Annotated in this window: 25 protein-coding genes and 1 tRNA gene; 14 read left to right on the forward strand and 12 right to left on the reverse strand. The window is 72.8% G+C overall.

The genetic code is table 11. The features are described from left to right. Positions 1-53: 53 nt before the first annotated feature. Entirely contained in the window at positions 54-1424 is a 1371-nt protein-coding gene (locus ACN261_RS09485) for a hypothetical protein (protein ID WP_425849555.1), read from the reverse strand. A gap of 114 nt (positions 1425-1538) precedes the next feature. On the opposite strand from ACN261_RS09485, the gene ACN261_RS09490 reads away from it, so the two are divergent. Both ACN261_RS09490 and ACN261_RS09495 read left to right on the forward strand, forming a co-directional pair. Further along, positions 1539-2225 carry a PASTA domain-containing protein gene (locus ACN261_RS09490; protein ID WP_422753965.1) on the forward strand — a complete coding sequence of 229 codons (687 nt, stop codon included), beginning with the start codon at positions 1539-1541 and terminating at the stop codon, positions 2223-2225. Between the two features lie 144 nt (positions 2226-2369). Then, positions 2370-3182, forward strand: coding sequence for a PASTA domain-containing protein (locus ACN261_RS09495; protein WP_425849556.1), 813 nt, complete (start codon positions 2370-2372; stop codon positions 3180-3182). Positions 3183-3192: 10 nt separating this feature from the next. Here ACN261_RS09495 and ACN261_RS09500 read toward each other — a convergent pair whose 3' ends face one another. After that, entirely contained in the window at positions 3193-3753 is a 561-nt protein-coding gene (locus tag ACN261_RS09500; protein ID WP_425849558.1) for a hypothetical protein, read from the reverse strand. 101 nt (positions 3754-3854) lie between these two features. Then, complete coding sequence (locus ACN261_RS09505) at positions 3855-4139, reverse strand: hypothetical protein (RefSeq protein ID WP_088645737.1); 285 nt, start codon at positions 4137-4139, stop codon at positions 3855-3857. Positions 4140-4777: 638 nt separating this feature from the next. On the opposite strand from ACN261_RS09505, the gene ACN261_RS09510 reads away from it, so the two are divergent. From ACN261_RS09510 to ACN261_RS09520, 3 genes are all read left to right on the forward strand, one after another. Further along, positions 4778-5659 carry a helix-turn-helix domain-containing protein gene (locus ACN261_RS09510; RefSeq protein WP_421484872.1) on the forward strand — a complete coding sequence of 294 codons (882 nt, stop codon included), beginning with the start codon at positions 4778-4780 and terminating at the stop codon, positions 5657-5659. After that, positions 5629-5850, forward strand: coding sequence for a DUF397 domain-containing protein (locus ACN261_RS09515; protein ID WP_091253343.1), 222 nt, complete (start codon positions 5629-5631; stop codon positions 5848-5850). The genes ACN261_RS09510 and ACN261_RS09515 overlap by 31 nt, the downstream gene beginning before the upstream one ends. A 152-nt stretch (positions 5851-6002) precedes the next feature. Further along, complete coding sequence (locus ACN261_RS09520) at positions 6003-6401, forward strand: hypothetical protein (protein WP_421484873.1); 399 nt, start codon at positions 6003-6005, stop codon at positions 6399-6401. On the opposite strand, the gene ACN261_RS09525 is transcribed toward ACN261_RS09520, so the two are convergent. The 4 genes from ACN261_RS09525 to ACN261_RS09540 form a co-directional block, all read right to left on the reverse strand. Continuing rightward, a complete protein-coding gene (locus tag ACN261_RS09525; RefSeq protein ID WP_421484874.1) occupies positions 6369-6989 on the reverse strand; it encodes a hypothetical protein in 621 nt (206 codons plus the stop codon). The genes ACN261_RS09520 and ACN261_RS09525 overlap by 33 nt on opposite strands. Before the next feature lie 158 nt (positions 6990-7147). Further along, entirely contained in the window at positions 7148-7954 is an 807-nt protein-coding gene (locus tag ACN261_RS09530) for a WecB/TagA/CpsF family glycosyltransferase (protein WP_425849563.1), read from the reverse strand. Beyond that, positions 7951-9072 (reverse strand): NAD-dependent epimerase/dehydratase family protein, encoded by a 1122-nt coding sequence (locus ACN261_RS09535; RefSeq protein WP_421484876.1) that lies wholly within the window; start codon positions 9070-9072, stop codon positions 7951-7953. The genes ACN261_RS09530 and ACN261_RS09535 overlap by 4 nt, the downstream gene beginning before the upstream one ends. Positions 9073-9136: 64 nt before the next feature. Continuing rightward, a tRNA-Leu gene (locus tag ACN261_RS09540) sits at positions 9137-9222 on the reverse strand. A gap of 229 nt (positions 9223-9451) precedes the next feature. On the opposite strand from ACN261_RS09540, the gene ACN261_RS09545 reads away from it, so the two are divergent. Genes ACN261_RS09545 through pknB form a run of 7 tightly spaced genes read left to right on the forward strand, consistent with a single transcriptional unit; the run spans position 9452 to position 18484 of the window. After that, complete coding sequence (locus ACN261_RS09545; protein WP_088645731.1) at positions 9452-10246, forward strand: FhaA domain-containing protein; 795 nt, start codon at positions 9452-9454, stop codon at positions 10244-10246. A 6-nt stretch (positions 10247-10252) separates the two neighbouring features. Continuing rightward, positions 10253-10741, forward strand: a complete 489-nt coding sequence (locus ACN261_RS09550; RefSeq protein ID WP_328341589.1) for an FHA domain-containing protein FhaB/FipA — start codon at positions 10253-10255, stop codon at positions 10739-10741. After that, on the forward strand, positions 10738-12180 hold the full coding sequence (locus tag ACN261_RS09555; protein WP_421484877.1) for a PP2C family protein-serine/threonine phosphatase: 1443 nt from the start codon (positions 10738-10740) through the stop codon (positions 12178-12180). The genes ACN261_RS09550 and ACN261_RS09555 overlap by 4 nt, the downstream gene beginning before the upstream one ends. A 29-nt stretch (positions 12181-12209) precedes the next feature. Then, complete coding sequence (locus ACN261_RS09560; protein WP_421484878.1) at positions 12210-13700, forward strand: FtsW/RodA/SpoVE family cell cycle protein; 1491 nt, start codon at positions 12210-12212, stop codon at positions 13698-13700. Then, positions 13697-15202, forward strand: a complete 1506-nt coding sequence (locus tag ACN261_RS09565) for a peptidoglycan D,D-transpeptidase FtsI family protein (RefSeq protein WP_421484879.1) — start codon at positions 13697-13699, stop codon at positions 15200-15202. The genes ACN261_RS09560 and ACN261_RS09565 overlap by 4 nt, the downstream gene beginning before the upstream one ends. A 1-nt stretch (position 15203) precedes the next feature. Further along, the gene (locus ACN261_RS09570; RefSeq protein ID WP_421486962.1) at positions 15204-16682 is read left to right on the forward strand and encodes a protein kinase domain-containing protein; all 1479 of its coding nucleotides are present in this window, start codon (positions 15204-15206) and stop codon (positions 16680-16682) included. Then, a complete protein-coding gene (gene pknB, locus ACN261_RS09575; protein WP_421484880.1) occupies positions 16679-18484 on the forward strand; it encodes a Stk1 family PASTA domain-containing Ser/Thr kinase in 1806 nt (601 codons plus the stop codon). The genes ACN261_RS09570 and pknB overlap by 4 nt, the downstream gene beginning before the upstream one ends. Before the next feature lie 33 nt (positions 18485-18517). Here pknB and ACN261_RS09580 read toward each other — a convergent pair whose 3' ends face one another. The 4 genes from ACN261_RS09580 to ACN261_RS09595 are packed head-to-tail and all read right to left on the reverse strand — an operon-like array spanning position 18518 to position 21438. After that, positions 18518-19168, reverse strand: a complete 651-nt coding sequence (locus ACN261_RS09580; protein ID WP_421484881.1) for an aminodeoxychorismate/anthranilate synthase component II — start codon at positions 19166-19168, stop codon at positions 18518-18520. Positions 19169-19172: 4 nt separating this feature from the next. After that, on the reverse strand, positions 19173-19451 hold the full coding sequence (locus ACN261_RS09585) for a hypothetical protein (protein WP_204925577.1): 279 nt from the start codon (positions 19449-19451) through the stop codon (positions 19173-19175). A gap of 2 nt (positions 19452-19453) precedes the next feature. Beyond that, positions 19454-20635 carry a class E sortase gene (locus ACN261_RS09590; RefSeq protein ID WP_425849569.1) on the reverse strand — a complete coding sequence of 394 codons (1182 nt, stop codon included), beginning with the start codon at positions 20633-20635 and terminating at the stop codon, positions 19454-19456. After that, positions 20632-21438: a DUF881 domain-containing protein gene (locus ACN261_RS09595; protein ID WP_421484884.1), complete on the reverse strand. Its 807-nt coding sequence runs from the start codon at positions 21436-21438 to the stop codon at positions 20632-20634. Before ACN261_RS09595 ends, ACN261_RS09590 begins: the two co-directional genes overlap by 4 nt. A gap of 228 nt (positions 21439-21666) precedes the next feature. On the opposite strand from ACN261_RS09595, the gene ACN261_RS09600 reads away from it, so the two are divergent. Beyond that, a complete protein-coding gene (locus ACN261_RS09600) occupies positions 21667-21930 on the forward strand; it encodes a cell division protein CrgA (RefSeq protein WP_363649779.1) in 264 nt (87 codons plus the stop codon). 288 nt (positions 21931-22218) lie between these two features. Continuing rightward, on the forward strand, positions 22219-24435 hold the full coding sequence (locus ACN261_RS09605; RefSeq protein ID WP_425849572.1) for a (Fe-S)-binding protein: 2217 nt from the start codon (positions 22219-22221) through the stop codon (positions 24433-24435). Positions 24436-24524: 89 nt separating this feature from the next. Here ACN261_RS09605 and ACN261_RS09610 read toward each other — a convergent pair whose 3' ends face one another. Continuing rightward, complete coding sequence (locus ACN261_RS09610) at positions 24525-25205, reverse strand: GOLPH3/VPS74 family protein (protein WP_425849575.1); 681 nt, start codon at positions 25203-25205, stop codon at positions 24525-24527. Positions 25206-25289: the final 84 nt, after the last annotated feature.

Raw genomic sequence — 25289 nt, forward strand, 5'->3', positions numbered from 1 at the left:
GCCACCGGTGGGCGGGGCTGTCGCCACGTCCGGCCGGGGAGGCCGTACCCGGGTCAGGGGGTACGGCGTCCGGTGCGGGGCCTGGGCACCGGGCCCGGTCCCGTCGGCGGGGCCCCGCCCCCCTGGTCGACGCCCTGTTGCCCGCCGTCCGGCGAACCGGGGTGCTGGTCGGTGACCGGGCCGGCCGGCGCTGCACCGGCGCGGGCGTCACCGGCCGGGGCTGCACCGGGTGACGGAGCCGGCGGGGTGCTTCGACCCCGGCGGACCGGCCGGGCCCGGCCCACTGCCGGGGGCCCGGCATCGCCACCGGGTTCCGTCACCGGCGTCGGGGAATCCCCGGCCGGGTCGTCCGCCGGGGCGGCGGGTGGCCCGGCAGTGACCTCCGAGGTGTCGCCGGGGCCCGGGTCGTCGGTCGCCGGGTGGTCGGTCCCCCGACCGGGGACGTCCGGTTCGGAGGGTACGGCCGGGTCGGTGCCGGCCGGCAGTTCGTCCGGTTCCCCGGTGCGGGGGTGCGGCACCGGGGGCGTGGTCCGTGCGGCGGCCCGTCGCTCGGCCCGCTGGGCGAGCGAGGCCACCAGCACCGAACCGGCCGCGCCGACGATGACCGCGTACGGCGCGACGAGGTGGGCCGAGACCTGGGCCGGGGAGATCGTGGCCAGCCGGGGCACGGCGAGGAAGTAGGCGACCGCGACGAGCAGCGGCCCGGCGGCCCCGGAGACCACCGCACCGAGCCGCAGCTCGGGCGTCCGGGCGGCCCGTCGGGCGGCCGACGCGCCGATCAGCAGGGCCGAGCCCAGGGCGAGCAGTGCTCCGGGCCAGTAGAGGTGGTCCCGCCACCAGAACCGGGGGCTGTCCTGGGCGATCTGCCAGATGCCGAGCTGGGCGCTGGTCAGTCCCCGACCGGCGAGTACCCCGTCGACGACGGAGACGACGGCCAGCAACCACAGCCAGCCGACGGTGGCGATCACGTTCGTCGCGGCGGCCCGCGAGTGCAGCGCCCAGACCGCGACCACCAACCCCACCAGTACACCCACCCCGGCGTAGCCGGCCGCGACGGTCTGCGGCGAAAAGGTCTCCGGTACGGAGGCGGCCCGGGACGGCACCGCGACCAGCAGGACGGTGATCAGCGCGCCGACCGCGCCCGCGACCGCGAGGGTGACCCGGTGCAGGGTGCCACCTGCGGCGACGTCCCCGCTGCGTTCGTGCAGCCGTTGGGCGCAGACCGCCCCGGCGACGGTGGAGACGGCGGCGATCCAGGTCGCCCAGGCGAGGCTGGCGAACCAGGACGGCTCGGTGGCGCCGGCGTCGGCCGGCGCCCAGTTGATGATGCCCAGGCCGTAGCCGAAGCCCAGCTGCGCGGCGCCCACACCGGCGGCGACGCCCAGCGCGGTGAGCACCGATCCTCCCCAGCCCCGTCCCGCCATGCCGGGACTGTAGCGTTCCCTGGTCGAGGCGGCGAGTCGGACGAGCGCCGGAGCACGGCCGGTGACCGCTGGGCAGCGGCCGGTACCGTTTCGGGGACGAGGCGGGGGAGCGGCATGGACGACGACGAGTACACCGGACAGGACACTGCGGACCGGGACCGGCCGGGCCGGGGCAGGCTGCTGCTCGGCGGCGCCCTGGCGACGGTCCTGCTGGCCGCCGTCGGGGGCACCGTCGGGTGGGTGCTGGCCGACCCCGGCGACCCGGAGACCGGCACCACCCCGGCAGCGGCGGCCAGCGGACCGTCCACCCCGGTCGACGAGCCGACCACCGCCGGACCGACCGCCGTGCGGACCACCACCCCGCCGCCACCCGCCGCCCCCGGTGGCGGGCTGACCGTGCCCCGGCTGGTCGGGCTCGACTTCGAGAAGGCGCGGGACACCCTGCACGACCGCAAGCTCGGCTGGCGGCTGGTGTTCGGCACCGGGTCGGGCCGGACGGTGACCCGTACCGTGCCCGCCCAGGACACGTCGGTGAAGCCGGGCACCACCGTGCGGGTGGAGGTCAGCGGGCCGGCACCCGAGGTCGAGGTGCCGGACCTGGTCGGCGAGGACTGCGACGACGCCGCCGACGAACTGGGCGAGGTGGGCCTGTTCCCCCGGTATCCCACCGGCAACCGTGGCGAGGTCACCGCCCAGGTGCCTGCGGCCGACGCGACCGCACACTGGAACGACCAGGTCGCCATCTCCTGCGGTGACCGACCGACGCCGACCGCCGAGCCGACACCGACGCCGACGCCCTGACGGGCGGGTCGCCGCGCCGGTACCGGTGATGACCGGCGTCGGCCGCTACCGTGGTGGGGCGAGTGCCACGACCGCCGCGCCGGCCCGGGGCCTCGCCCGGTGGGTCGAGCGCCCGCCGTCCGCCAGGTGGCGAGAGGACGTGCGATGAGCGACGACCGCCAGGACCCACCCGCCGACGACGCGACCCGCCCACTGCCCCGTCCCCCCGACGACGCCACCGGCCGGCTGCCGGCTGCGGACCGGACCGCGCCGTTGCCGGCGGACCGGCCCCCGGCGGGCGGGACGTCCCCGGTCGACGCGACCGCCCGGCAGGAGCCGGTGGACGCGACCCGCCCGCTGCCACCGGCCGGCGGGTCGCCGCCGCCCGGTGCGACGGACGCGCCGGTCTGGTCCGGCCGGGCCGGGGTGCCGGCGGCACGGGCGGGCGACCCCGGCGAGCCGGCCGAGTGGTACGCCGAGGAGCAGCGCGGCCGGCGCTGGTGGACGCCGATCCTGCTGGGCGTGCTCGGGCTCGTGCTGCTCGGGCTCGTCGGAGCGGGGATCTGGCTGGCCCTGCGGGCGGTGGACACCTCGTCGGACGGGACACCGACCCCACCGCCGACGGCCGTGCCGACGACGGGTGCCGCCCCGACCACCGCACCACCCAGCACCCCGCCGACCACCGGGCCGCCGACGACCCCACCGACCACCGCGCCGACTACCGAGCCGGCCGGAATCCCGGTGCCGCCGCTGGTCGGCCTCTCCCAGGAGACGGCGGAGGCCCTGCTGGGGCGGCTCGGGTTGTCCTCCCGGGTGCAGACGCGGGAGTCGGACCGACCGCCAGGCACCGTCCTGTCCACCGATCCGGGCGCGGGTCAGACGGTGTCGCCGGGGGACGAGGTGACCCTGGTGGTGGCCGCCGAGCCGTCGGTGTCGCCGTCCGGCACCGCCACCCCGACCGGCACCCCCACCGGGTGACCGGCCCGGCTCACCACATCCGGCGTCGGGCTCCCACCAGGCCCAGACCGGCCAGGGAGATGGCCAGCCCGAGCAGGCCGGAGTAGAACAGCGACCGGGCGACGGTCCGCCGGTCGTCCGACGGGTGCCGGGGCTGGGCGAGCGCGGACGCACCGCCACCGCCGACCCCGGACTGCGCCGTCCCCGGATCGGCCGCGGCACCTCCCCCGGGACCGGTCGCCGGGTCGCCCTCGGCCGTCGGGTCGTCCCCGGTCTGTACGGCGTCCCCGGGCGGGTCTTCGACCCCGGCGTCGGTGTCGGCCCCGAGCGGGGTGCTGGCACGCCGGTCGGCAGGTACGGCCGGATCGGGCGGTGTGCCGTCGGCGTCGTCGGTGCCGGGGGCGTCGGTGGGCCCGGCCACGGTGATCTCGGGGGCCGGCACCGGCTCGGCGAGCCGGGTGGCCGACTCGGCCGGGTAGCGGGTCACCACCACGAGGGTGAGGACCACGCCGATCAGGGCGAGCATCCCGAAGGCGGGTCGGAGGCGGGACCTGTGGTGCCGCCGCGCGGCGGGCAGATAGACCATGGCCATCCCAGGTTCAGGGGCCGGATACGCGCGGGGTGGAGACTTCGCCGGGGTGGGCGTACCGATTCTATGGTGGCGGCACGCCCTCCGGCCGGGTAATCGGCGAGTCAGCCCACCGCGATCGGCGCGCGGTTGACCGGCCGGCGCGACCGTGCGGTGTGCTGACGCGGTACGGCCGCGGCCCGCAACTGGGTGAGCCCGGCCCGCTGGACGAAGATCGAGCGGCGGCTGACCGCGTCGCCTGCGGCGTTGAGCTGGTAGCCGTCGAGCCAGAGCCAGCCGTCGTACGTCGGCCAGTCGAGCACCCGGATCACCCGGAAGGTGATCGGTCGGAGGAACTGCACACTGGCGGCGCGGGTCACGTGCAGAACGTCACCGGAGCGGGGAAGCACATGGGCTCCTGGGAGGATATGGCCGGCGTCGCGGGGCCGGTCGGTGCGGAACAGGGACGGATGCGGGTCCGGCGACGGGGTTGTGCCTCGCGGGCCGGTGCTCGATGTGGTGGTGGCCGGGGGCGTACCCGCTGGTGGTGGATCGCGCCACCCGACCATCACCCGGCTGGTCACGGGTGTTACCGCTCCCGCCGCCGCAGCCTTCGGGCGTGCAGCGGCGGGGTCATCAACCCGGGGCGGGCCTCGTGGATTCCTGCGGCCCGGGGCAGCCCTCCGGCCGGGCGAGCCCGGGGCGGTGATCACACCCGGAAATCGACCGGAAACGGTGAGTGACTCGAACCATACGGACAGAGTGCATCAGTGTGATGCGGGATGCAAGTTGCACGTCGACTTTTGCCGATACGTGAGGGCGACACGTGAACCGGGCGCTTGATCACGCTGACTCCGGAGCGGCACACTGGACGCGGTTCCGCCCGCCGCGGCCGGTCGACGACCGGTTCCACCCCTTGCCGCGAACGATCGCCCGCCGTCCGTCGGTCGCGCCCCCGGCGGGTGTGGACGCAGGCGCGACCGACCGGAGGTAACCGGGTGAGCGCGAGGCACGAGCTTTCCCCGTCATCGACACCTGGGGCGATGCGATGAGCGAACGGCGGAGCCCCACCATCCGGCGTCGTCGGCTCGGGGCCGAGCTACGCCGCCTGCGCGACGGTGCCGGCATCACCATAGAGGTCGTCGCCGAGCAGTTGGAGTGCTCCGCCTCCAAGATCTCGCGGATCGAGACCGGCCACACCTCCGCCACGCCCCGTGACGTGCGGGACATGCTCCGGATCTACGGGGTGGTGGGAGCGGAGAGCGAGGAGTTGGTGCAGATCGCCCGCGAGGCGCGGCAGAAGGGGTGGTGGCACCCCTACAGCACCGTGCTCGTCGGGGCGTACGTCGGCCTGGAGGCGGCGGCCGGCTCCATCCGCGCGTACGAGCAGCAGGTCGTACCCGGTCTGCTGGAGACCGAGGAGTACGCCAGCGCGATGATCCAGGCGGCCCGCCCGGACTTCACCGCCGACCAGGTGCAACAACGGGTGCGTGTCCGACTGGGCCGTCAGTCGTTGTTGACCCAGGACGATCCGGTCGATCTGTGGGTGGTGCTCGATGAGGCGGTGTTGAGTCGGCCGGTGGGCGGGGACGCGGTGATGCGTAACCAGCTCAGGCGGCTGGTGGAGGTGGCCGAACTGCCGAACGTGACGTTGCAGGTCCTGCCCTTCGAGGTGGGGGCGCACGCCGGCATGGACGGGACCTTCACCATTCTCAGCTTTCCCGAATCGGTTGATCCGGATGTCGTGTACGCGGAGAACGCCACGGGTGGGCTCTTCCTGGAGAAGAGCGACGAGCTACAGAAGTACAGCTTCATCTTCGATCACATTCGAGCAGCAGCCCGGGAGCCGGAGGAGTCCATAGCACACATCGCAGAACTGGCAGAGGAGCCGTTGTGGAAATGGCGACCAAGAGGTTCCCCGAGGACCTGACGCAGGCGACCTGGTTCAAGAGCTCAAAAAGCGGGCCGAACTGTGACAACTGTGTCGAGGTGGCTTACGTGATCGGGGCGGTCGGGGTACGGGACTCGAAGGACAAGACAGGTCCCGCCCTCGTATTCGCCCCCGGGGAATGGAACGCCTTCGTCGCCGACGCTCGGAACGGCGCGTTCGGCCAACACTGACCAACGCAGCGTGGCGTTGACCGCGGGCCGGTCGGGGACACTCCCCGGCCGGCCCGTCGCCACTTCCGCCCCGGGTCGTTGAACCCTCGGTACGGCGCTGGTCGACGATCCGCCGCAGGTGGCGGCAACCGAGCGAGGCAGGCGATACGCAGATGACGACGATCGGCTCAGACAACCTCACCCACGGCCCCGGCAAGACCGAACGGTTCGGCGGGAAGTACCGCAGCGCCCGGCGCGACACGATGCTCACCGAGGTGGGTGCCGGTGACACCGAGTTGGGCCGCGACGGTTACCCCGTGTCCGAGCACGGCGGACCCCTGTCGCTGCCCTCGGCCCACCCGGGCCCGTTCGCCGAGCCGTCGCTCCGGCAGGCCGGTTGGCCCGTGGAGCCCTCCGAACCGCTGATCGACCACCCGCTGTTGCGGGGCCTGCTGCTGGAGCTGCCGCCCAAGGGCAGCGTCCCACCGCCCGGCTGGCTGGACCGGTGGTTCGAGGCGACCCGGGCGATCCTGGAGCTGCTATACGTGCAGGGAGCCGGCCGCGGCCGATGAGGCGGGCAGCCCGGCCAGCGCGGGGCGGGTGCCCGGCAGGGTCCGCTCGGCGAGCCGGTTGTGCCGCAGCCCGTGGCGCACCCCGATGGCGAGGACGGCCAACCCGCCGACGGTGAGCGCCACCCCGGCCACCCCGTTGCCGGCGCTGAGATCGAGCCCACCGGCCCGCAACAGGCCCGGCAGGGTGGCCAGCGCGGTCACCTGCACGGGCAGGCCGATCAGCGGATGACCGGCGGCGGCCCGCAGGCCGTACGGCGCGGGGGTCTCCGGCGCGGAGTTGAACGCGCCCGCCCCGGCCCGCAGCCGGCGGACCCGGCGCACCGTGCAGGCGGCCACCGCGAGCGCCGGCACCGCCACCAGCGGAAGCTGCCCGGCGGCCCGGTCGACCGGGGTGTCCCCGCCGCTGATCGTGCCGGCGACCAGCACCGTCGCGGTCAGCGCGAGCCCGGCCAGGGAGAGGGCGAGCAACCATCCGGTACGCCGTCGCAGGGCGCTGGCCCGGTCCAGCCGGGGTAGTCCGTCCGCCACGACGCCGGCGGCGAGCCAGACGGCGGCGATCGACAGCAGCACGATGAGATGCCCATCCATGGACACAGCCTTGCCCACAACGGCGGGCGGCGAATCCGGGACGAGCCCCTGTTCCCACCCCGGAGCATCCCGTAGGGGTGGCCGTGTCCCGGCCGGTCGGCCCAGCGGCACGGAACCGACCGGGTCATCGTACCGGCCGGTCGTCCGTCGTGGACGGATCAGACCGCGAAGGTGGCCGGCCGTTCGGTGGCCGGGGCCGGCGGACGGGCCTTCCACAGTCCGGTCTTCTGGCCGGCGAGGCGGGTCAGGTAGGCCGGGTTGAGGATGACGTACCGCCGCCAGAGCCGCTTCGGCTCCAGGCCGAGCCGCCAGAACCACTCCAGGCCGGCCCGCTGCATCCACGGCGGCGGCTGCCGGAGCAGGCCGGCGTGGTAGTCGAAGGCCGCGCCGACGGCCATCAGCGGCATGTCCAGCAGGGGCCGCATCGCGTACGTGAAGACCTCCTGGCGGGGGCAGCCCAGGCCGACCAGCACGAGCCGGGCGCCACTGGCCCGGATCCGGTCGGCGATCTCGACGTCCTCGCCGGGCTGCACCGCGCGGAACTTCGACGGCTCCACCCCGGCGATCTTCAGGGCCGGGAACATCCGCTCCAGCGCCGGGAGGAGCTTCGCCAGCGTCTCCTCGGTCGAGCCGTACAGGTAGACCGGAAGGCCCTCGTCGGCGAAGCGGCGCAGCACGTGCAGGGTCAGCGTCGGGCCGTAGACCCGGTCGGTCAGCCCGGCGTGGTGCAGCAGGTTGAGCGCCCAGCGCACCGGCTGGCCGTCCGGGGTGACCACGTCGAAGGAGTTGAGCCGGGCGTTGTGCGCCGGGTCGAGCACCCCGGTCATCACCCCGTGCACGGCCAGCGCGGTCAGCGCCAGCGGCCGGCGTTCCCGGGCCGCCGCGACCACCTGCTCGGTCGCCGAGGCGTAGTCGGTGGCGTCGACCAGGACGCCGAGGACGTTCCGCTTGCCCTGTCCGGTCATGCCCCCGGCACCCACTTGTCGACGTTGGCCTGGTAGATCTCCCGCATGATCATGGGTACGTCGTAGACCTGCTTCCAGCCCGGGTAGTCGGCCTGGAACGCCTCGTTCGAGCCGATCCACCACTTGTGGTCGCCGATCCGGTTCGCGTCGACGTACTCGGTGATCATCTCCTGACCGGTGATCTCCTCGGCCAGGGCGAACGCCTCCCGGTTGGAGGTGTTGGAGTGCCGGCCGCCGCCCAGGTTGTAGACCGCCGCCGAGCGCGGTTCCCGGAAGAACGCCTCGAACGCCGTCACCACGTCCGAGCTGTGGATGGCGTCGCGCACCTGCTTGCCCCGGTATCCGAAGATCTTGTAGGTGCGGCGCTCCATGTTGGCCCGCATCACGTACCCGAGGAAACCGTGCAGCTCGGTCGCCGAGTGCGCCGGGCCGGTCAGCGTGCCGCCCCGGAAGCAGGCCGTCCGCATGTCGAAGTAGCGGCCGTACTCCTGCACCATCACGTCGGCGGCGACCTTGGAGGCCCCGAAGACCGAGTGCAGGCAGGCGTCGATCGACATGTCCTCGCGGATGCCCTGCTCGTACGGGTGGCCCGGCTCGATCTCCCACCGGGTCTCCTGCTCCACCAGCGGCAGGCTGTTGGGGCGGTCGCCGTAGACCTTGTTCGTCGAGCAGTGGATCACCGGCGCCTCGATGCAGTGCTCCCGCACGTTCTGCAGGACGTTGAGGGTGCCACCGGCGTTGACGTCGAAGTCGGTGAACGGGTCCCGTACCGCCCAGTCGTGCGAGGGCTGGGCGGCGGTGTGGATCACCACGGCGATGTCCCGGCCGTACCTGGCGAAGAGCTTGCCGAGGCTGTCCCGGTCGCGGATGTCGATGCTGTGGTGCGCGTACGCCGACCCCAGCTCGTCGGTCAGCCGCCGGACGTTCCACGCGGTCGAGGCCTCGGCGCCGAAGAACTCCTGCCGCATGTCGTTGTCGATGCCGACCACGTCCAGGCCGAGCCCGGCGAAGTGCCGGACCGCCTCGGAACCGATCAGACCGCCCGACCCGGTCACCAACGCGACACTCACACGACACTCCTGGTCAAGGTAGGAGGCTGGAAAAAACCATCGGAGCATAGCCTGACGTCCGGTACGCCCCGATACGAAGTGAGGGCCCCGCGTCTGCGGAGCCCTCGTCTGGTGGTGGGGATGGGGGGAGTTGAACCCCCACGTCCTTTCGGACACACGGACCTGAACCGTGCGCGTCTGCCATTCCGCCACATCCCCGTGGCACGACCCTTGAACCTCGGTAGTTCGTGTCGAACCCGCCGTCTCCGGCGGGCCCGGAACATCCTACCCGGTCCTGCGGTCTCGCCCCGACCGGTTACCGTTCCTACGAGCGGTCACCCTTCGTGGCGGACGAAAGAGTAGCACGGTCCGGACGGCCGCTCCGAACGGGCCGCCGCGCGGTGGCCGAGCGGCGCGCGAGCTGCATGCGCGCCGTCCAGATACCATCATGTCCTCGGGACCCGAGGAGGAGCCGGTGAGCGTGCTGCAACGCTTCGAGAAGCGTCTGGAAGGCCTGGTAGAAGGGGCCTTCGCCAAGGTCTTCAAAGGGGTGGTCCACCCCGTGGAGATCCTCAACGCCATGCAGCGGGAGGCCGAGGCGCACAAGGCCATCCTCGCTGGTGGCCGCACCCTGGTGCCGAACCGCTACGTGATCGATCTCTCCCCGTACGACCACAGCCGGTTGGCGCCGTACGCCGCCGCGCTGGCCCAGGAGCTGGCCCAGTCACAGGCCGAGTTCATCGGCGAGCAGGCGTGGACGGTCTACGGCGACGTGATCGTCGAGGTCGAGCGGGGCGAGGGGCTGGACACCGGCATGTTCCGGGTCACCGCCGAGGTCTACACCGGTGGCGAGGTCGCTCCGGTCTCCTCCCCGGGCGGCTACGACCCCGGCCCGCCGGCCTACCCGTCGTACGACCAGGGGGGCGGCTACGGCCCGCCGCCCGGCCACGGCGGCGGCGCGCGCAACGTCCGGCTCGTCTCGGGTGACGGCCGTACCTATCCGTTGCAGATGGGCTCGACCGTGATCGGTCGGGGCGACCAGGCCAACCTGCGCCTGCCCGACGTCGGGATCTCCCGGCGGCACGCCCGGCTGGACTTCGACGGCGGCCAGGTCGTGCTGACCGACCTCGGGTCGACCAACGGGACCATGGTCAACGGCCAGCGCGTCTCGGCCGTCGCCCTGAACCCGGGCGACATGATCCAGCTCGGCACCACGACGCTGACCTTCCGCGTGGACGGCTGACCCGCCTTGCCGGAACTCGTCATCACCGTCGCCCGGTTCGGGTTCCTCATCCTGCTGTGGATCTTCGTGTTCACGGTGGTCGGTGTCATCCGTCGGGATCTCTTCGCGGGCGCCAGGTCGGGGCGGCTGGTGGCCGCGCCGCGCGCGGTCGGGGCCTCCACCCAGCAGCAGACGGCGAAGCCGGCGAAGGTGAAGCGGGGTCGGGCGGCCCACCAACTGGTGGTCACCGCCGGCCAGCTCGCCGGCACCCGGATCACCCTCGGCGAAGCGCAGATCACCATCGGCCGGGCCGAGGACTCCACCCTCGTCATCACCGATGACTACGCCTCCGCCCGGCACGCCCGGCTGGTGCCCCGGGACGGGCAGTGGTTCGTCGAGGATCTCGGTTCGACTAACGGCACGTACCTCGATCGCGCTAAGGTCACCGGACCAACCCCCGTCCCCCTCGGCGTGCCGATCCGTATCGGCCGCACCTCTCTCGAATTACGGCCATGACTCTGACCCTGCGCTATGCGGCCCACAGCGACCGCGGTCTGATCCGAGACGGAAACCAGGACTCCGTCTACGCCGGGCCGCGGCTCCTCGCCGTCGCCGACGGCATGGGCGGCATGGCCGCCGGTGACGTCGCCAGCAACATCGTCATCGGTGCCATGGCGCCGCTCGACGAGGACGTCCCGGGGGACGCGCTCGTCGACGCGCTGCGATCGGCCGTGGGCACCGCCAACCAGCAGCTCCGCGACACGGTGGACGCCAACCCGCAGCTGGAGGGGATGGGCACCACGCTCACCGCGACCCTCTTCTCGGGCAGCAAGCTCGGCATGGTCCACATCGGTGACTCGCGGGCCTACCTCCTGCGCAACGGCGAGTTCTCCCAGATCACCAAGGACGACACCTACGTCCAGATGCTCGTCGACGAGGGACGGATCAGCGCGGAGGAGGCGAGCAGCCACCCCCAGCGCTCGCTGCTCACCCGCGCCCTCGACGGCCGGGACATCGACCCGGAGTACAGCGTCCGGCAGGTGCTGCCCGGGGACCGCTACCTGATCTGCAGCGACGGCCTCTCCGGCGTGGTCAGCGCGGAGACCATCGGCGACAGCCTCCGCGAGTACACCGACCCGCAGCAGTGCGTCGAGCGGCTGGTGCAGCTCGCCCTGCGCGGCGGCGGCCCGGACAACATCACCGTGATCATCGCGGACGCCACCGACCAGGACATCGTCGAGGCGAGCCCGATCGTCGGCGGGGCCGCGGCCCGGGACCGGGGGATGGCCACCGCCGCCGACGACTCGACCCCGGCCGCCCGCGCGTCGGCGCTGTCCGCGCCGCGCCCGCCCGCCCCGGAGGAACCGGCGGCCAGCCGGGACGACGACCCGGAGCGCCCGCGCCGGCCGCTGCGTACCGCGGCGATGCTGACGGCCCTGCTGGTCATCCTCGGTGGCGGCCTCTTCGCCGGCTGGAGCTACACCCAGCGGCAGTACTACGTCGGGGCGACGGACAGCGGTCAGCTCGCGGTGTTCCGTGGGGTTCCCGGCCAGGTGGCCGGCCTCGACCTGTCCAGCGTGCACTCGACCAGCCAGGCCAAGCTCGACGACCTCACCCTGGCCGCCCAGGAGCAGGTCAAGCAGGGCATCCAGGCCAAGAGCCGACCGGACGCGCTGCGCCGGCTGGCCGAGCTGACCAGCGACGACCCGACCAATCCGAACCTGAAGCCGGTCTGCCCGCCGGTGCCACCGCTGGTCACCGGCTCACCCGTGCCGGCGAACTCGTCGGCACCGGCAGTCCCGGGCTCACCCAGCCCCGGCGTGACCGGGCTCCCGAGCGCCACCAGGCTCCCGGGCGCCACCGGCACCCCCACGCCGCCCACCACACCCGACGCCTCGGCCTCCGACGCGGTTCCGCCGGCCGGAGACCCGGCGGGCTGCCGGTCGCCCGAGTGACCGTCGGCTGAGAACCGAGGGACACCTCCTTGACCGCAGCGGCCCAGCCGGTAGTCTCGCCCGTCACGACGGGCGAGCGGCCCGGCGTACGTCTGGCGCGGTCCCGGCGTAACGCCGAACTGTCCCTGCTGGTGCTGGCGATGGTGCTGGTGGCCGCGTACGGGGCGATCGTCGAGGCGAACCTGCTCGACACCGTCACCCGCGACTTCTGGATGCCGGCCGCCGCGCTCGGGCTGGTCTTCTTCGGCATGCACCTGGTGATCCGGTGGCTGGCGCCGTTCGCCGATCCGGCCCTGCTGCCGGCGGTCGCCCTGCTCAACGGCATCGGGGTGGGCTTCCTGCGCCGGCTCGACCTCGGCAAGGCCGCCCCGGCCGACCGGGAGACGCTGGCCATCTTCGCCGGCACCGGCGGGCGGCAGCTCGCCTGGACGCTGGCCGCGGTGATTCTCGCCGCCGGCCTGCTGGTGCTGATGCGCGACCACCGGGCGGTCTCCCGGTACGCGTACACGCTGGGGCTGGCCGGCATCGTGCTGGTGATGATCCCGGCGGTGCTGCCCGGCCGGTTCTCCGAGATCAACGGCGCGAAGCTGTGGATCAGGGTGGGCGGGTTCAGCATCCAGCCCGGTGAGTTCGCCAAGCTGGCGCTGCTGGTCTTCTTCGCCTACTACCTGGTCCGCAAGCGTGAGGTGCTGTCGCTGGCCAGCCGCCGCATCCTCGGCATCGACTTCCCGCGCGGCCGGGATCTCGGGCCGGTGCTCGGGGTGTGGATGATCAGCCTGCTGGTCCTGGTCTTCGAGAAGGACCTCGGCACCTCGCTGCTCTACTTCGGCATGTTCGTGGTGACCCTCTACATCGCCACCGAACGGGTCAGTTGGCTGCTGATCGGTCTGGTCCTGTTCTTCGGCGGCGCCTACCTCGCCTACGTGCTGGGCGGCACGGTGGGTGGCCCGTTCGCCAACTTCTACACCCGCGCCGAGATCTGGCTCGACCCCTTCGCCGAACCGTACGACCGGGGCTACCAACTGGTGCAGGGCCTGCTCGGCCTGGGCAGCGGCGGCCTGTTCGGCTCCGGGCCGGGCGCCGGGGAGCCGCTGGAGATCCCCGAGGTGCAGAACGACTTCATCTTCGCCGGCATCGGTGAGGAGATCGGCCTGTTCGGGTTGACCGCCCTGCTGGTGGTCTACCTGCTCATCGTCGAGCGCGGGCTGCGGGCCGGGCTGGCGGTGCGGGACTCGTTCGGCAAGCTGGTCGCCGGTGGTCTCGCCTTCACCCTGGGCCTGCAGGTCTTCGTGATCGTCGGCGGGATCAGCAAGCTCATCCCGCTGACCGGTCAGACCACCCCGTTCCTGTCCGCCGGTGGTTCGTCGTTGATGGCGAACTGGCTGCTCATCGCGGTGCTGCTGCGCATCTCCGACGCCGCCCGGCGGCCGGTGGCCCAGGGCGGCGGCCCGGCTGGCCGACCCGGTGGCGGGCCGCCGGAACAGCTGCACGGTGCTCCCACGGAGGTGATCCGCCCGTGAACGCGCCCCTGCGCCGCGTCGGCGTCGTCGTCATGGTCCTGTTCGGGCTGCTCTTCGCCAACCTCAACTGGATCCAGGCCTACAAGGCGGACGAATACCGCAACAGCGACTACAACGGCCGGGTCCAGGTGGCCGAGTACGAGCGTCGGCGGGGCAACATCGAGGCCGGCGGCACCGCCGTGGCCACCAGCAAGGAGACCGGCGGCAAGCTGCGGTTCCAGCGCAGCTACCCGGCGGGGACGAAGTACGCGCACGTGCTCGGCTACAAACCGGTCAACCTGGCCGACACCGGCATCGAGCGGCTGGAGAACGACTTCCTCGCCGGCACCAGCGACGCCCTGCTCGGCAACCGGATCAAGGACATGTTCACCGGCGACGAGAGTGGCGGCGGCAACGTGCTGCTGAGCATCTCCAAGCGCGCCCAGGACACCGCCTACGAGCAGTTGCGCAACAACCGTAACGGGGTGAAGAAGGGCGCGGCGATCGCCATCGACCCGCGTACCGGTGCGGTGCAGGCGCTGGTCTCGATGCCCAGCTTCGACCCGAACCCGCTGGTCGACCACGACACCAACGTGGCTTCGGCGGCCTACAACAAGTACGAGCAGGACCCGGAGGGCCCGCTGAAGAACCGGGCGCTGTCGGAGACCCTGCCGCCCGGCTCCACCTTCAAGATCGTGATTGCCGCCGCCGCGCTGGAGAACGGGGTCGGCAAGGACACCGAGATCCCGGCCGGGCCGAGCTGGACCCCGCCGACCTCGGGCACCGAGATCCGCAACGCCGCCCCGTCGATCTGCCCGGAGGCGCAGGTCACCCTGATCGACGCGGTCACCGAGTCGTGCAACACCGGCTTCGCCCAGCTCGGCGTCCGGCTCGGCGCGGACACGGTGAAGGAGAAGGCCCGGCAGTTCGGCTTCGAGCAGGACGACCTCACCGTCGGGCAGCTCGGCGAGGGCGGCCTGCCGGTGGCGGCCAGCCGGACCGGCGACATGCAGAACCCCGACGGCGGCACCGACCCGGCTGCGCTGGCGCAGTCCTCGATCGGCCAGAACAACGTCCGGATGACCCCGTTGCAGGGGGCGCTGATCGCCGGTTCGGTCGCCAACAAGGGCCGGCAGATGCGCCCGTACCTGGTCAAGCAGCTCCTCGGGCCGGACCGCACCACCAGCTACTACAACGCCCAGCCCCGCGAGCTGCGCCAGCCGGTCAGCGGTCAGGTCGCCGACGACCTGCGGGACATGATGGTCAGCGTGGTCAAGAACGGCACCGGCAGCTCCGCGGCCATCGACGGCTACACCGTCGGCGGCAAGACTGGCACCGCCCAGTCCGCGCCGGACCGCCCCGACCACGGCTGGTTCATCGGCTTCGCCCTGGACAAGAACGGCAACGCCGTGTCGGCGGTCTGCGTGGAGCTGGAGCAGGCCGGCAGCGGCGGCAGCGCCGAGGCGGCCCGGATCGGTGGCAAGATCATGCAGGCGGCCATCGCCGATGCGGGGGGCCGCTGACATGCTCAGCCCCGGGGTGCAGCTCGGCAACCGCTACCGTCTCGACGAGCGGATCGCCAGCGGCGGCATGGGCGACGTGTGGCGCGGCACCGACCAGGTGCTGGGCCGTACGGTCGCGGTGAAGAGCCTGCTCCCGGCGCTGCTCGACGAGCCCGGCTTCGCCGAGCGGTTCCGCGGTGAGGCGCGCACCATGGCCACCATCAACCACCCGGGTGTGGTCGACGTCTACGACTTCGGCAGCGACCAGGAGATCGCCTTCCTGGTGATGGAGTACGTCGAGGGCGACGCCCTGTCGGCGACGCTCAACCGGGTCGGCCGGCTCACCCCGGCCCGGACGATGGCCCTGCTCGCCCAGGCCGCCGACGCCCTGCACGCCGCCCACGAGAAGGGCATCGTGCACCGCGACGTCAAGCCGGGCAACCTGCTCGTCCGGCCCAACGGCACGCTGGTGCTGACCGACTTCGGCATCGCCCGGTCCGAGCTGGTCGGCCAGCTCACCGCCGCCGGGTCGGTGCTCGGCACCGCCTCGTACATCTCCCCCGAGCAGGCCACCGGCGCGGTCGCCACGCCCGCCTCCGACGTCTACGCCCTCGGGGTGGTGGCCTACCAGTGTCTCGCCGGCCGGCGGCCCTTCGAGGGTGACAACCCGCTCGAAATCGCGATGAAGCACGTGCGGGACACTCCCCGGCCGCTGCCCGGGGACATCCCGCCGCAGGTCAAGGCGATCGTGGAGCGGGCGATGGCCAAGGAGCCGGGCCACCGCTGGCCCAGCGCCGCCGCCCTGGCCTCCGTCGCCCGGCAGGCCAAGCAGGCCCTCTCCCAGCAGGCCCGCGCCGGTGGCGGCCACCCCGGCCCGGTCTCCGGTGGCCCGGTCTCCGGGGCCCCGGCGTCCCCGGCCGGCCCGATGGCCCGCGCCCAGGTGCCCGCCGTACCCCGGCAGCAGCCCGGCGCGCCGGTCCACCCGCACCGGCCGGCGGTCAGCGGGCAGGCGCGGCCCCCGATGGGCGGGCAGGCCCGACCGCCGATGGGGGGACAGGCCAGGCCGCCGGTCGCGGCCCGGCACCCGCAGCCGCCGCCGGTGACCCCGCAGCGTCCGCCGGTCCAGGCCACCCCGATGACCCGGCCCTATCCGCAGCAGCCCCGGGGGGCGGCCTCCGTCCCGCCCGCCCAGCTGCGTGCCGACCGGCCCGTGTACGCCCGACAGCCCCTCCCGCCGCCCGCCCCACCTGCCCGTTCCCGGTCCGGCATGGTGACCCTGGCGATCCTGCTGGCGGTGCTGGTGCTGGTCTGCTCGGGTGTGCTCGCGTACGCGAGCCGGCAGGGCAACCTGGCCACCGACCCCGGTGCGCCGGGTACGACGTCCGGCGCGCTGAGTGCCCTCGGACGCGACGATCCGGCCGGAACGTCGTACCGTCGGGTGGTACGGCTCGGACCGGGTGCCGGCGAGACGACGACGAGCGAAGGACGACGAACGCGATGACAGCCCAGGCCCGCCTGCTCGGTGGCAGGTACCAGGTCGGCGAGCTGCTCGGTTACGGCGGCATGGCCGAGGTGCACCGCGGTCGGGACCTCCGGCTCGGTCGGGACGTCGCGATCAAGATGCTCCGGACCGACCTGGCCCGGGACGCCACCTTCCAGATGCGCTTCCGCCGGGAGGCGCAGAACGCGGCCTCGCTGAACCACCCGGCGATCGTCGCCGTCTACGACACCGGCGAGGAGACCGCCCCGACCGGGGAGACCCTGCCGTTCATCGTGATGGAGTTCGTGAACGGGCGGACCCTCAAGGAGGTCCTCGGCGTCGAGGGGCGGCTCCAGCCGCGCCGGGCGCTGGAGATCTGCGCCGACATGTGCGCGGCCCTGGAGTTCAGCCACCGGCACGGGATCATCCACCGGGACATCAAGCCCGGCAACGTCATGCTGACCCAGACCGGCCAGGTCAAGGTGATGGACTTCGGCATCGCCCGCGCGCTGGCCAGCGGTGCCACCACGATGACGCAGACCAGCGCGGTGATCGGCACGGCCCAGTACCTCTCCCCCGAGCAGGCGCGCGGCGAGGCCGTCGACGCCCGCTCCGACGTGTACGCCGCCGGCTGCGTGCTGTTCGAGCTGGTCTGCGGCCACCCGCCGTTCGTCGGCGACAGCCCGGTCAGCGTGGCGTACCAGCACGTGCGGGAAGCCCCGCCGACGCCGAGCGACATCAACCCGGACGTCACCCCGGCGATCGACGCGATCGTGCTCAAGGCGCTGTCGAAGAACCCGCTCAACCGCTACCAGAGCGCCGGCGAGATGCGGGCCGACCTGCTCCGCGCCGCCGCCGGCCGGCCGGTGATGGCCACCCCCGTCCTGAGCCAGGACGAGACGACCCCGATGGCTGCGGCGGCGAGCGGCTACCCGACCCAGGTGGTCGGCCAGCAGACCCGGCAGATCCCGGCCCGGGTCGGCGACCCGCAGCGGCGCAAGAGTTCGGCGTGGGTGATCGCGGCGTTCGCGGCGGTCGGCGTGCTGGCGGTGATCGCCCTGGTCGCGGCGCTGCTGATGAACGGCCAGGAGCCGAAGAAGAGCCCGGTGCCCAACCTGGCCGGCAAGACGCAGGACGTCGCGTTCGCCGAGATCCGCAATTCCGGCCTGGTGCCGGCGACCGGCGACCAGGTCTTCGACAGCACCTGCAAGGTGGGCACGGTGGTCAGGCAGGACCCGCCGGCCGGCACCGCGCTGGAGGAGAACGGCCAGGTGACGGTGAGCCTCTGCGGCGGCAAGCCCGAGGTCAGCATCCCCAACGGCCTCAAGGGCAGCAAGGTCGACAGCGCGCAGGCTCGCCTGAAGGACGCGAAGTTCGTCGTCACCGTCGTGGACAAGGACAGCGAGGAGAACGAGGACATCGTCCTCGACGTGTCCCCGCCCGAGGGGGAGAAGGTGCCGGAGGGCACCAAGGTGACCCTGACCGTCTCCCGGGGCAACGTCCGGGAGGTGCCGAACGTCAAGGACCTCAGCCAGGCGGAAGCCATCCGGGCCATCGAGAACGCCGGCTTCAGGGCCAACCCCGAACTCGGCTCGGAGGTGCCGGCGGACGAGGCCGGCAAGGTGCAGAGCCAGAACCCGAAGGCCGGCACCAAGAAGACGAAGGGGAGCACGGTCACCATCGTGGTGAGCGTGCCGGAGGCCACCGAGTCGCCGACGCCGCCGGCACCGACCACGCCGGTGCCGACCACCACGCCGCCCGGCGACGGCACGGGGGGCGGGTTCCCGCTGCCCACCCCACCGTTCCGCAGCGACGACGACTGAGCCGTACCGCCCGTCGTGCCGGGCCCGCCTCCGTCAGAGGGTGGCGAAGGCGGCCCGGCGGCGGGCGTCGACCTCGGCGGCCAGCTCCGGCGCACGCTCCAGGGCCTCCGGGTGGCCGCAGGCGGCGACCCAGTTGGCCAGCATCAGGTGGCCGCCCTCGGTGAGCACCGACTCCGGGTGGAACTGCACCCCCTCGATCGGCAGCGTCCGGTGCCGCATCGCCATCACCACGCCAGAGGCCGTCCAGCCGGTGACCTCCAGCTCGTCGGGCAGTGTCTCGGGCAGCACCGCCAGCGAGTGGTAACGGGTGGCGGTGAACGGGTCGGGCAGGCCGGCGAGTACCCCGACCGAGTGGTGCCGCACCTCGGAGGTCTTGCCGTGCAGCAGCTCTGGGGCCCGGGTGACGGTGCCGCCGAACGCCTCCCCGATCGCCTGGTGCCCCAGGCAGACGCCGAAGATCGGCAGCTCGCCGGCGTACCGGTGGATGACGTCGAGGCAGATGCCGGCGCGGTCCGGGCTGCCCGGCCCCGGTGAGAGCAGGATGCCCGCCGCGCCGACCCGGCCGACCTCGGCGACGTCGATCTCGTCGTTGCGCCGGACCTCGCACTCCACCCCGAGTTGGCCGAGGTACTGCACGAGGTTGAACACGAAGGAGTCGTAGTTGTCGATCACGAGGATGCGCATGGGCTCACCGGCTTGGGGAGGGGGCGGGCGGGGTGTTGTTCCGGTCGGTGTCGTACGGCAGGTCGTGCCCGTCACCGGCCGGCGCGTCCGGGTCGACCGCGGAGTCACCACCCGGGTTGCCGGAGTCCTGGGTGACCTGCACGTCGTCGAAGGGCAGCAGCGGCTCGGCCCAGGGGAACACCACGAACCAGAGCAGCGCCACCGTCGCGGTGGCGAGCAGCACCGAGCCGGCCAGCTTGCCGGGCAGCCCGAAGGGCAGCTTGCGCCAGATCCAGGAGTACATCGTCAGCCCTCCAGCTCCGGCGGCGGGCCCTGCGACTTGGGCTGCGTACGGTCGAGTTCGGCGTGGATGATCAGCCGCTGGTAGTTGTCGAACTTCGGGTTGCAGGTGGTGAGGGTGAGCAGCTTGCGGGTGGCTTTCGCGTTCGGCTCGCCGGGCACCGGGGCCACCACCTCGACCTGGTCGGGGCGGACGATCCGGGACTGGTACACCTTGTAGACGTACCAGTCCTGCTTGCCCTCCAGGAGGATCGCGTCGCCGGACTTCAGCTCGTCCAGCCGCCAGAAGGTGGCCCGGTTGCGGTGCCCGGCGACGGAGAAGTTGCCCACCTCGCCGGGGAGCGCGCTCTTCGGGTAGTGGCCCGGGGCGTACCGGATGTCCTCCTGGCTGACGCCCTCGACGACGACCCAGTTCTTGTCGAGGCTGGGGATGTAGAGCCCGGCGATCGGCTTGCCCTCGGCCGGGGCGACCGCCTTGGCCGGGCCGGTCGGGCTGACCGTCGGATCGCCGGTCGGGCCCCACGCCTGGGCGAGTTGCTCGTTGAGCTTGCTCTGGTGGGCGTCGACCAGGACGGACTTGCCCCAGATCTCGTACCCGGCGAAGAGGAGCACCACCAGGCCGAAGGTGATCAGCACCTCGCCGCTGACCCGGACGCCGGTGCGCAGCCGGGAGGCGAAGGTGGGTCGGGTCAGCTCCGAGTAGACGCTCTTGTAGCCCTCCCCGGTCTGCTCCGGGCGTAGCTGCACCACCCGTTCACCCCGGCGGGGAGGGGGCGGGGGCGGGACGGGGTCGTCGGACCCGCTCGGCTCGGGCGCGGGTGGCACCGCACCCATCAGGGCGGTGGAGTCCATCGCCGGAGCGGTCGGCCGGGCCGGCAGCACCGGGAGCAGCGCCGTCGCCGCCGGGTCGACCGTACGGCCCGGCTGCTGACCGGGGGGCGCGGGCGGGGCGGGGAGACCGGGCGGCTGCTGCCGGTCGGCGGGCGTGGGTCCGACGGGCCGGCCCGGCCAGGCGGGCGGCGGCTGGCGGGTGGGCAGCACCGGTGCGGGCCAGGGGCCGGCGGGCTGCGGGTGGCCGGGTGCCGGGCGGGCGGTGGCGGGCGGCGTGGACCGGTCGACCGGGGGGAGGAAGGCGGTCGGCCCGTCGTGCTGGTCGCCGTGGCGCTGGTCCCCGCCCTGCCGGGTCATCGCGGCACCGTCGCCGATCGCAGCGCCGTCGAGTCCTCGAACGCGGGCACGGTGACGGAGCCGACGTTCTCGGAGTAACCGAGCTGGTAGTGGTCGACCGCCTGCTTGAACAACCCGACTCCCTGAGAGCCGGCGAGGGCCTGCTGGAGGGCAGCGGGATCGCCGATTGCTACGATCTTGAATGGTGGCGAGTACACCCGGCCGTGCAGCAGCAGGGTGTTACCGACGCAGCGTACCGCGCTGGTGGAGAGCACGCGGACGTTCATGATGGACATGGCCTCCGCACCTCCGGCCCACAGCGCGTTGACCACCGCCTGCACGTCACCCTGGTGGACGACCAGGTCGTCGTTGGTGGCGCCTTTGGGCAGGGTGCCGTCGCTGCGCCGGGGGGCGTCGTTCAGTTCGACGGTCACCCCGGGCCCGGCGAGCGCGGTGAAGCCGGCCGCCTGCTGGAGCGCCCGGGCGCGGTCGCGCTGCTCCTTGATCGGTTCGTCGGTGTCGGCCAGGGCCGCGGTCTCGCCCTCCACGTCGGCGCGCAGCCGGGCGGCCCGCAGTTCGCTTTCGGCCACCTGTTCGCGGCGGTCCTCGATGAGCTGGGTGAGCTGGGGCCGGCGGTCCTCGCGCAGGGCGGTGCCGCCGGCGGTGGTCGCCGTGGTGGTGAAGAGCAACCCGGCCGCGGCGGCGATCAGCGGCACGCCGATCGACCAGCCCGGCCGGCGCTGCCGGGGGCGTCGTGGCAGGAAGGCGGCGACCGCCCGGCGCATGGCCTTCTGCCAGGACGCCGCACCGGATGTGTACTCCACCGAGCGTTCCTCTCCCGTCGTGTGGTGACGCCCGTCACGACCCGGGGACGGTCACCGGCGTCGCGTCGACCCGCCCGATCCGGTCACCGCGTGCACCGGATCGACCCCATTCATGGCCTGGAGCGGCCTTCCGGACTACGCTAGCTGTCGAACATTATTGGCCATGGACCGTCGCCCCCGCGCCCGGTTGTCAGGCCGGACGAGGTCGTCACCCCTCTGGAGAGCGTCGTGCCCAAGTCTCAGGTCCGTAAGAAGAAGGTGTACACCCCGCCGACGGACGTTCGTCCGACGACGACGGCGGCGACGCGCAAGCCTAGCCCGGTGTGGCTGCCGGCGATCGCTGTCGCGCTGATCGTCGGCGGCATCGGCTGGCTGGTGGTCTACTACCTCTCCGAGCAGGAGTACCCGGTCGCCTCCTGGGGCTACTGGAACCTCGCGGTCGGCTTCGGCGCGATGGTGGGTTCGCTGGTCCTGCTCTCCCGCTGGCGTTGAGCGCGGCGCTCCGGCGCTTCCCGCGACACGTCCCAGGTCACCCCGGACGGCCCCGACCCGGCGCTTCGGCGTCGGGAGCCCTATGGTGTCCGCAGGGCGGCGTGGCCTGGTGCGAGAAGACTCACGTTACCGTTGGGTAACTTTCGCGTAGGCTGCACTGCATGACCGAGCGGAGCGAGGTCATCGACCGGTCCGGTCGGGGGTGCGGCGGCGGCACGCCGGCCACCCCCTGAGCCGGCCCCCGGTCGCCGAGCCGCTCGACAGGCAGCAGACCGGGAGGCCAACTCGATGGGCAGCGTCCAGATCGTCACCACGGTCCTCGCCGCCGCCATCACCGCCGTGGCGGTGTGGCTCGCGGTGCGCGCGGTGCTGAAGATGGTGGCAGTCATCCGGCTGGGGCAACCCGCGCCGGAGCGGTTCACCGACAAGGGCACCCGGGCGAAGACGATGCTGGTCGAGACGGCCGGCCACACCCGGATGCTCCGCTGGGGCGTGGTGGGGGCCGCGCACTGGTTCGTGATGGTCGGCTTCATCGTGCTGTCGCTGCTGGTGCTGGAGGCGTACTTCGAGGTCGTCTCGCCGACCGGTGGCCTGCCGCTGATCGGCGGCCTCGCCGTCTACGGCCTGGTCACCGAGGTGATCGCGGTGCTCGGCACGCTCGGCATCCTGGTGCTGATCGCGATCCGGGTCCGCAACCGGCCGACCCGGCCGGGCGGGCGCTCCCGGTTCACCGGCTCCACCATGTGGCAGGGCTACTTCGTCGAGGCGGTCGTCCTCGCCGTGCTGGTCATGGGGTTCGTGATCCGTGGCTTCAAGGTCGCCACCGACCACTTCGAGTACCCGCTCTGGGCCACCCCGGTCAGCCACGCCCTCGGCGCGCTGCTGCCCGCCTGGCCGGCCGGCGTGAGCGTCGCCGCCCTCATCAAGATCGTAATCTCGATGACCTGGCTGATCGTCATCGCGTTGAACGTGACGATGGGCGTCGCCTGGCACCGCTTCCTGGCGTTCTTCAACATCTTCTTCAAGCGGGAGCCGGCCCGGCCCGCCGGCTCCGGGCTCGGACCGCTGCGCCCGATGACGAGCAACGGCAAGCCGCTCGACTTCGAGGAGGCCGACCCCGAGAAGGACCAGTTCGGCGTCGCCCAGGTCGAGCAGTTCACCTGGAAGGGCCTGCTCGACTTCAGCACCTGCACCGAGTGCGGACGCTGTCAGTCGCAGTGCCCGGCCTGGAACACCGGCAAGCCGCTGTCGCCCAAGCTGCTCGTGCTCAGCCTCCGCGACCACGCGTACGCCAAGGCGCCCTACCTGCTGGCCGGCGGCGGCAAGGACCTCACCGGCGAGGAGAAGGCCACCGCGGCGCAGCTCGCCCACCTCGACGTGCTCACCCTCGCCGAGGCCGACAAGCCGCTGATCGGCGACGCCGAGGCCGGGGGCGTCATCGACCCGGACGTGCTGTGGTCCTGCACCACCTGCGGGGCCTGCGTCGAGCAGTGCCCGGTCGACATCGAGCACGTCGACCACATCGTCGACATGCGGCGCTACCAGGTGCTGATCGAGTCGAGCTTCCCGTCCGAGGCCGGCGTCATGCTGCGCAACCTGGAGAACAAGGGCAACCCGTGGGGTGCCCCGCAGAACACCCGCGAGGACTGGACCAAGGGGCTGGGCTTCGAGGTGCCCCGGGTCGGCGAGGTCGACGACTTCGAGTACCTCTTCTGGGTGGGCTGTGCCGGCGCGTTCGAGGACCGGGCCAAGAAGACCACCCGCGCGGTGGCCACCCTGCTCAACGAGGCGGGCGTCTCCTTCGCCATCCTGGGCGAGGGCGAGACCTGCTCCGGTGACCCGGCCCGCCGGATCGGCAACGAGTTCGTCTTCCAGATGCTCGCCCAGCAGAACGTCGAGACCCTCAACGAGGCGTTCGAGGGCCGGGAACAGGCCAAGCGCAAGATCGTCGCGACCTGCCCGCACTGCTTCAACACCCTCGGCAACGAGTACGGCCAGCTCGGCGGCGAGTTCGAGGTGGTGCACCACACCCAACTCCTGGCCCACCTGGTCAGCACCGGGCGACTCACCCCGGTGCAGCCGGTCGACGGCGGCGTCACCTACCACGACCCCTGCTACCTGGGCCGGCACAACCGGGTCTTCGCCGCCCCGCGCGAGGTGCTCGGCAGCGCCATCAACGGCGGCGGCAGGGCCGACACCGACCTGATCGAGATGCCCCGCAACAGCGAGCGCTCCTTCTGCTGCGGCGCCGGCGGCGCCCGGATGTGGATGGAGGAGAAGATCGGCAAGCGGATCAACGTGGACCGGGTCGAGGAGGCCATGTCCACCGGGGCGCGGACGGTCGCCGTCGGCTGCCCGTTCTGCTCGACGATGCTCAACGACGGGGTCAACGGCAAGGGTGCCGGCGAGGAGGTCGAGGTGGTCGACGTGGCCAGCGTGCTGCTGCGTTCGGTCCGGCCGGACACCGCGCCCGGCCAGCAGGAGACCGCGCCGGCCGCCGGCTGAGGCCGTACCGCCGCCGTCGGGGCGGACGCACGACGGCGGCGGCACCCACCGGTGCCGCCGCCGTGACGACGGTCAGGACGACGTGACGGTCAGGACGACGTCGTGGTGATGATGGCGGCCGTGGTGGCGACCGTGGTCGCCGTCATGATCGCGGCCTGGGTCTCCTCGATCGCCTTCTTCGTCGCCGCGGACGCCCAGTCCCCGTCGGCGATCTCCGTGGTGCGGGCCTTGAGCCGCTCCTTCGGCAACTCCCGGAAGAGCTTGCGGTCCAGCCCCACCGCGCGGGTCAGACCGAGCAACGCGGCCGTCCGTGCCTCCACCGGGCCGTCGGCGAGCAGCGCGTCGACCATCCGCTGCCGGGCCGCCGTCTCCACCGCCGGCTCCGCGCCGGTCGGCGACGGATAGCGGGTACGCGGGAAGACCAGCAGCACCCGGTCGGAATCCCGACGCAGCACCCCCGCGTCGACCAGGCCCGACAGCACCCGGTCGGGCAGCCCCTTGGCCAGCCGGCTGATCCAGTCCTTGGGCCGGCGGCGCTTGCCGTCGGCGGCGACCCGGGCGAGGGCGTCGTCGAGCACCGGGTGGCCGACCGGCGTCGGGTCGGTCACCACCAGCCGGTCGTCGGTCACCTCGACCCGACCGGCGAGCGCCAGTTCGAGCAGCACCGCGCCGGACAGCCCGTAGTCGAGGTGCGGCCGGCCGAGCCGGTTCACGCCGGCGTCGTCGTAGGCGAGCAGGACCAGTTCGTCAGCGAGGGTGAGCGGTGCCATGCCGTCCACGCTAACCCCGGAGGGCGAACCCCGCCCGTGGGCGGCCCGGCGGCGACACCGGTGACCGTGTGCCACGCCCCGGTG

Origin of the sequence: Micromonospora sp. WMMD723 (genome assembly GCF_049863385.1) — a bacterium.
Taxonomy (GTDB): domain Bacteria; phylum Actinomycetota; class Actinomycetes; order Mycobacteriales; family Micromonosporaceae; genus Micromonospora; species Micromonospora wenchangensis.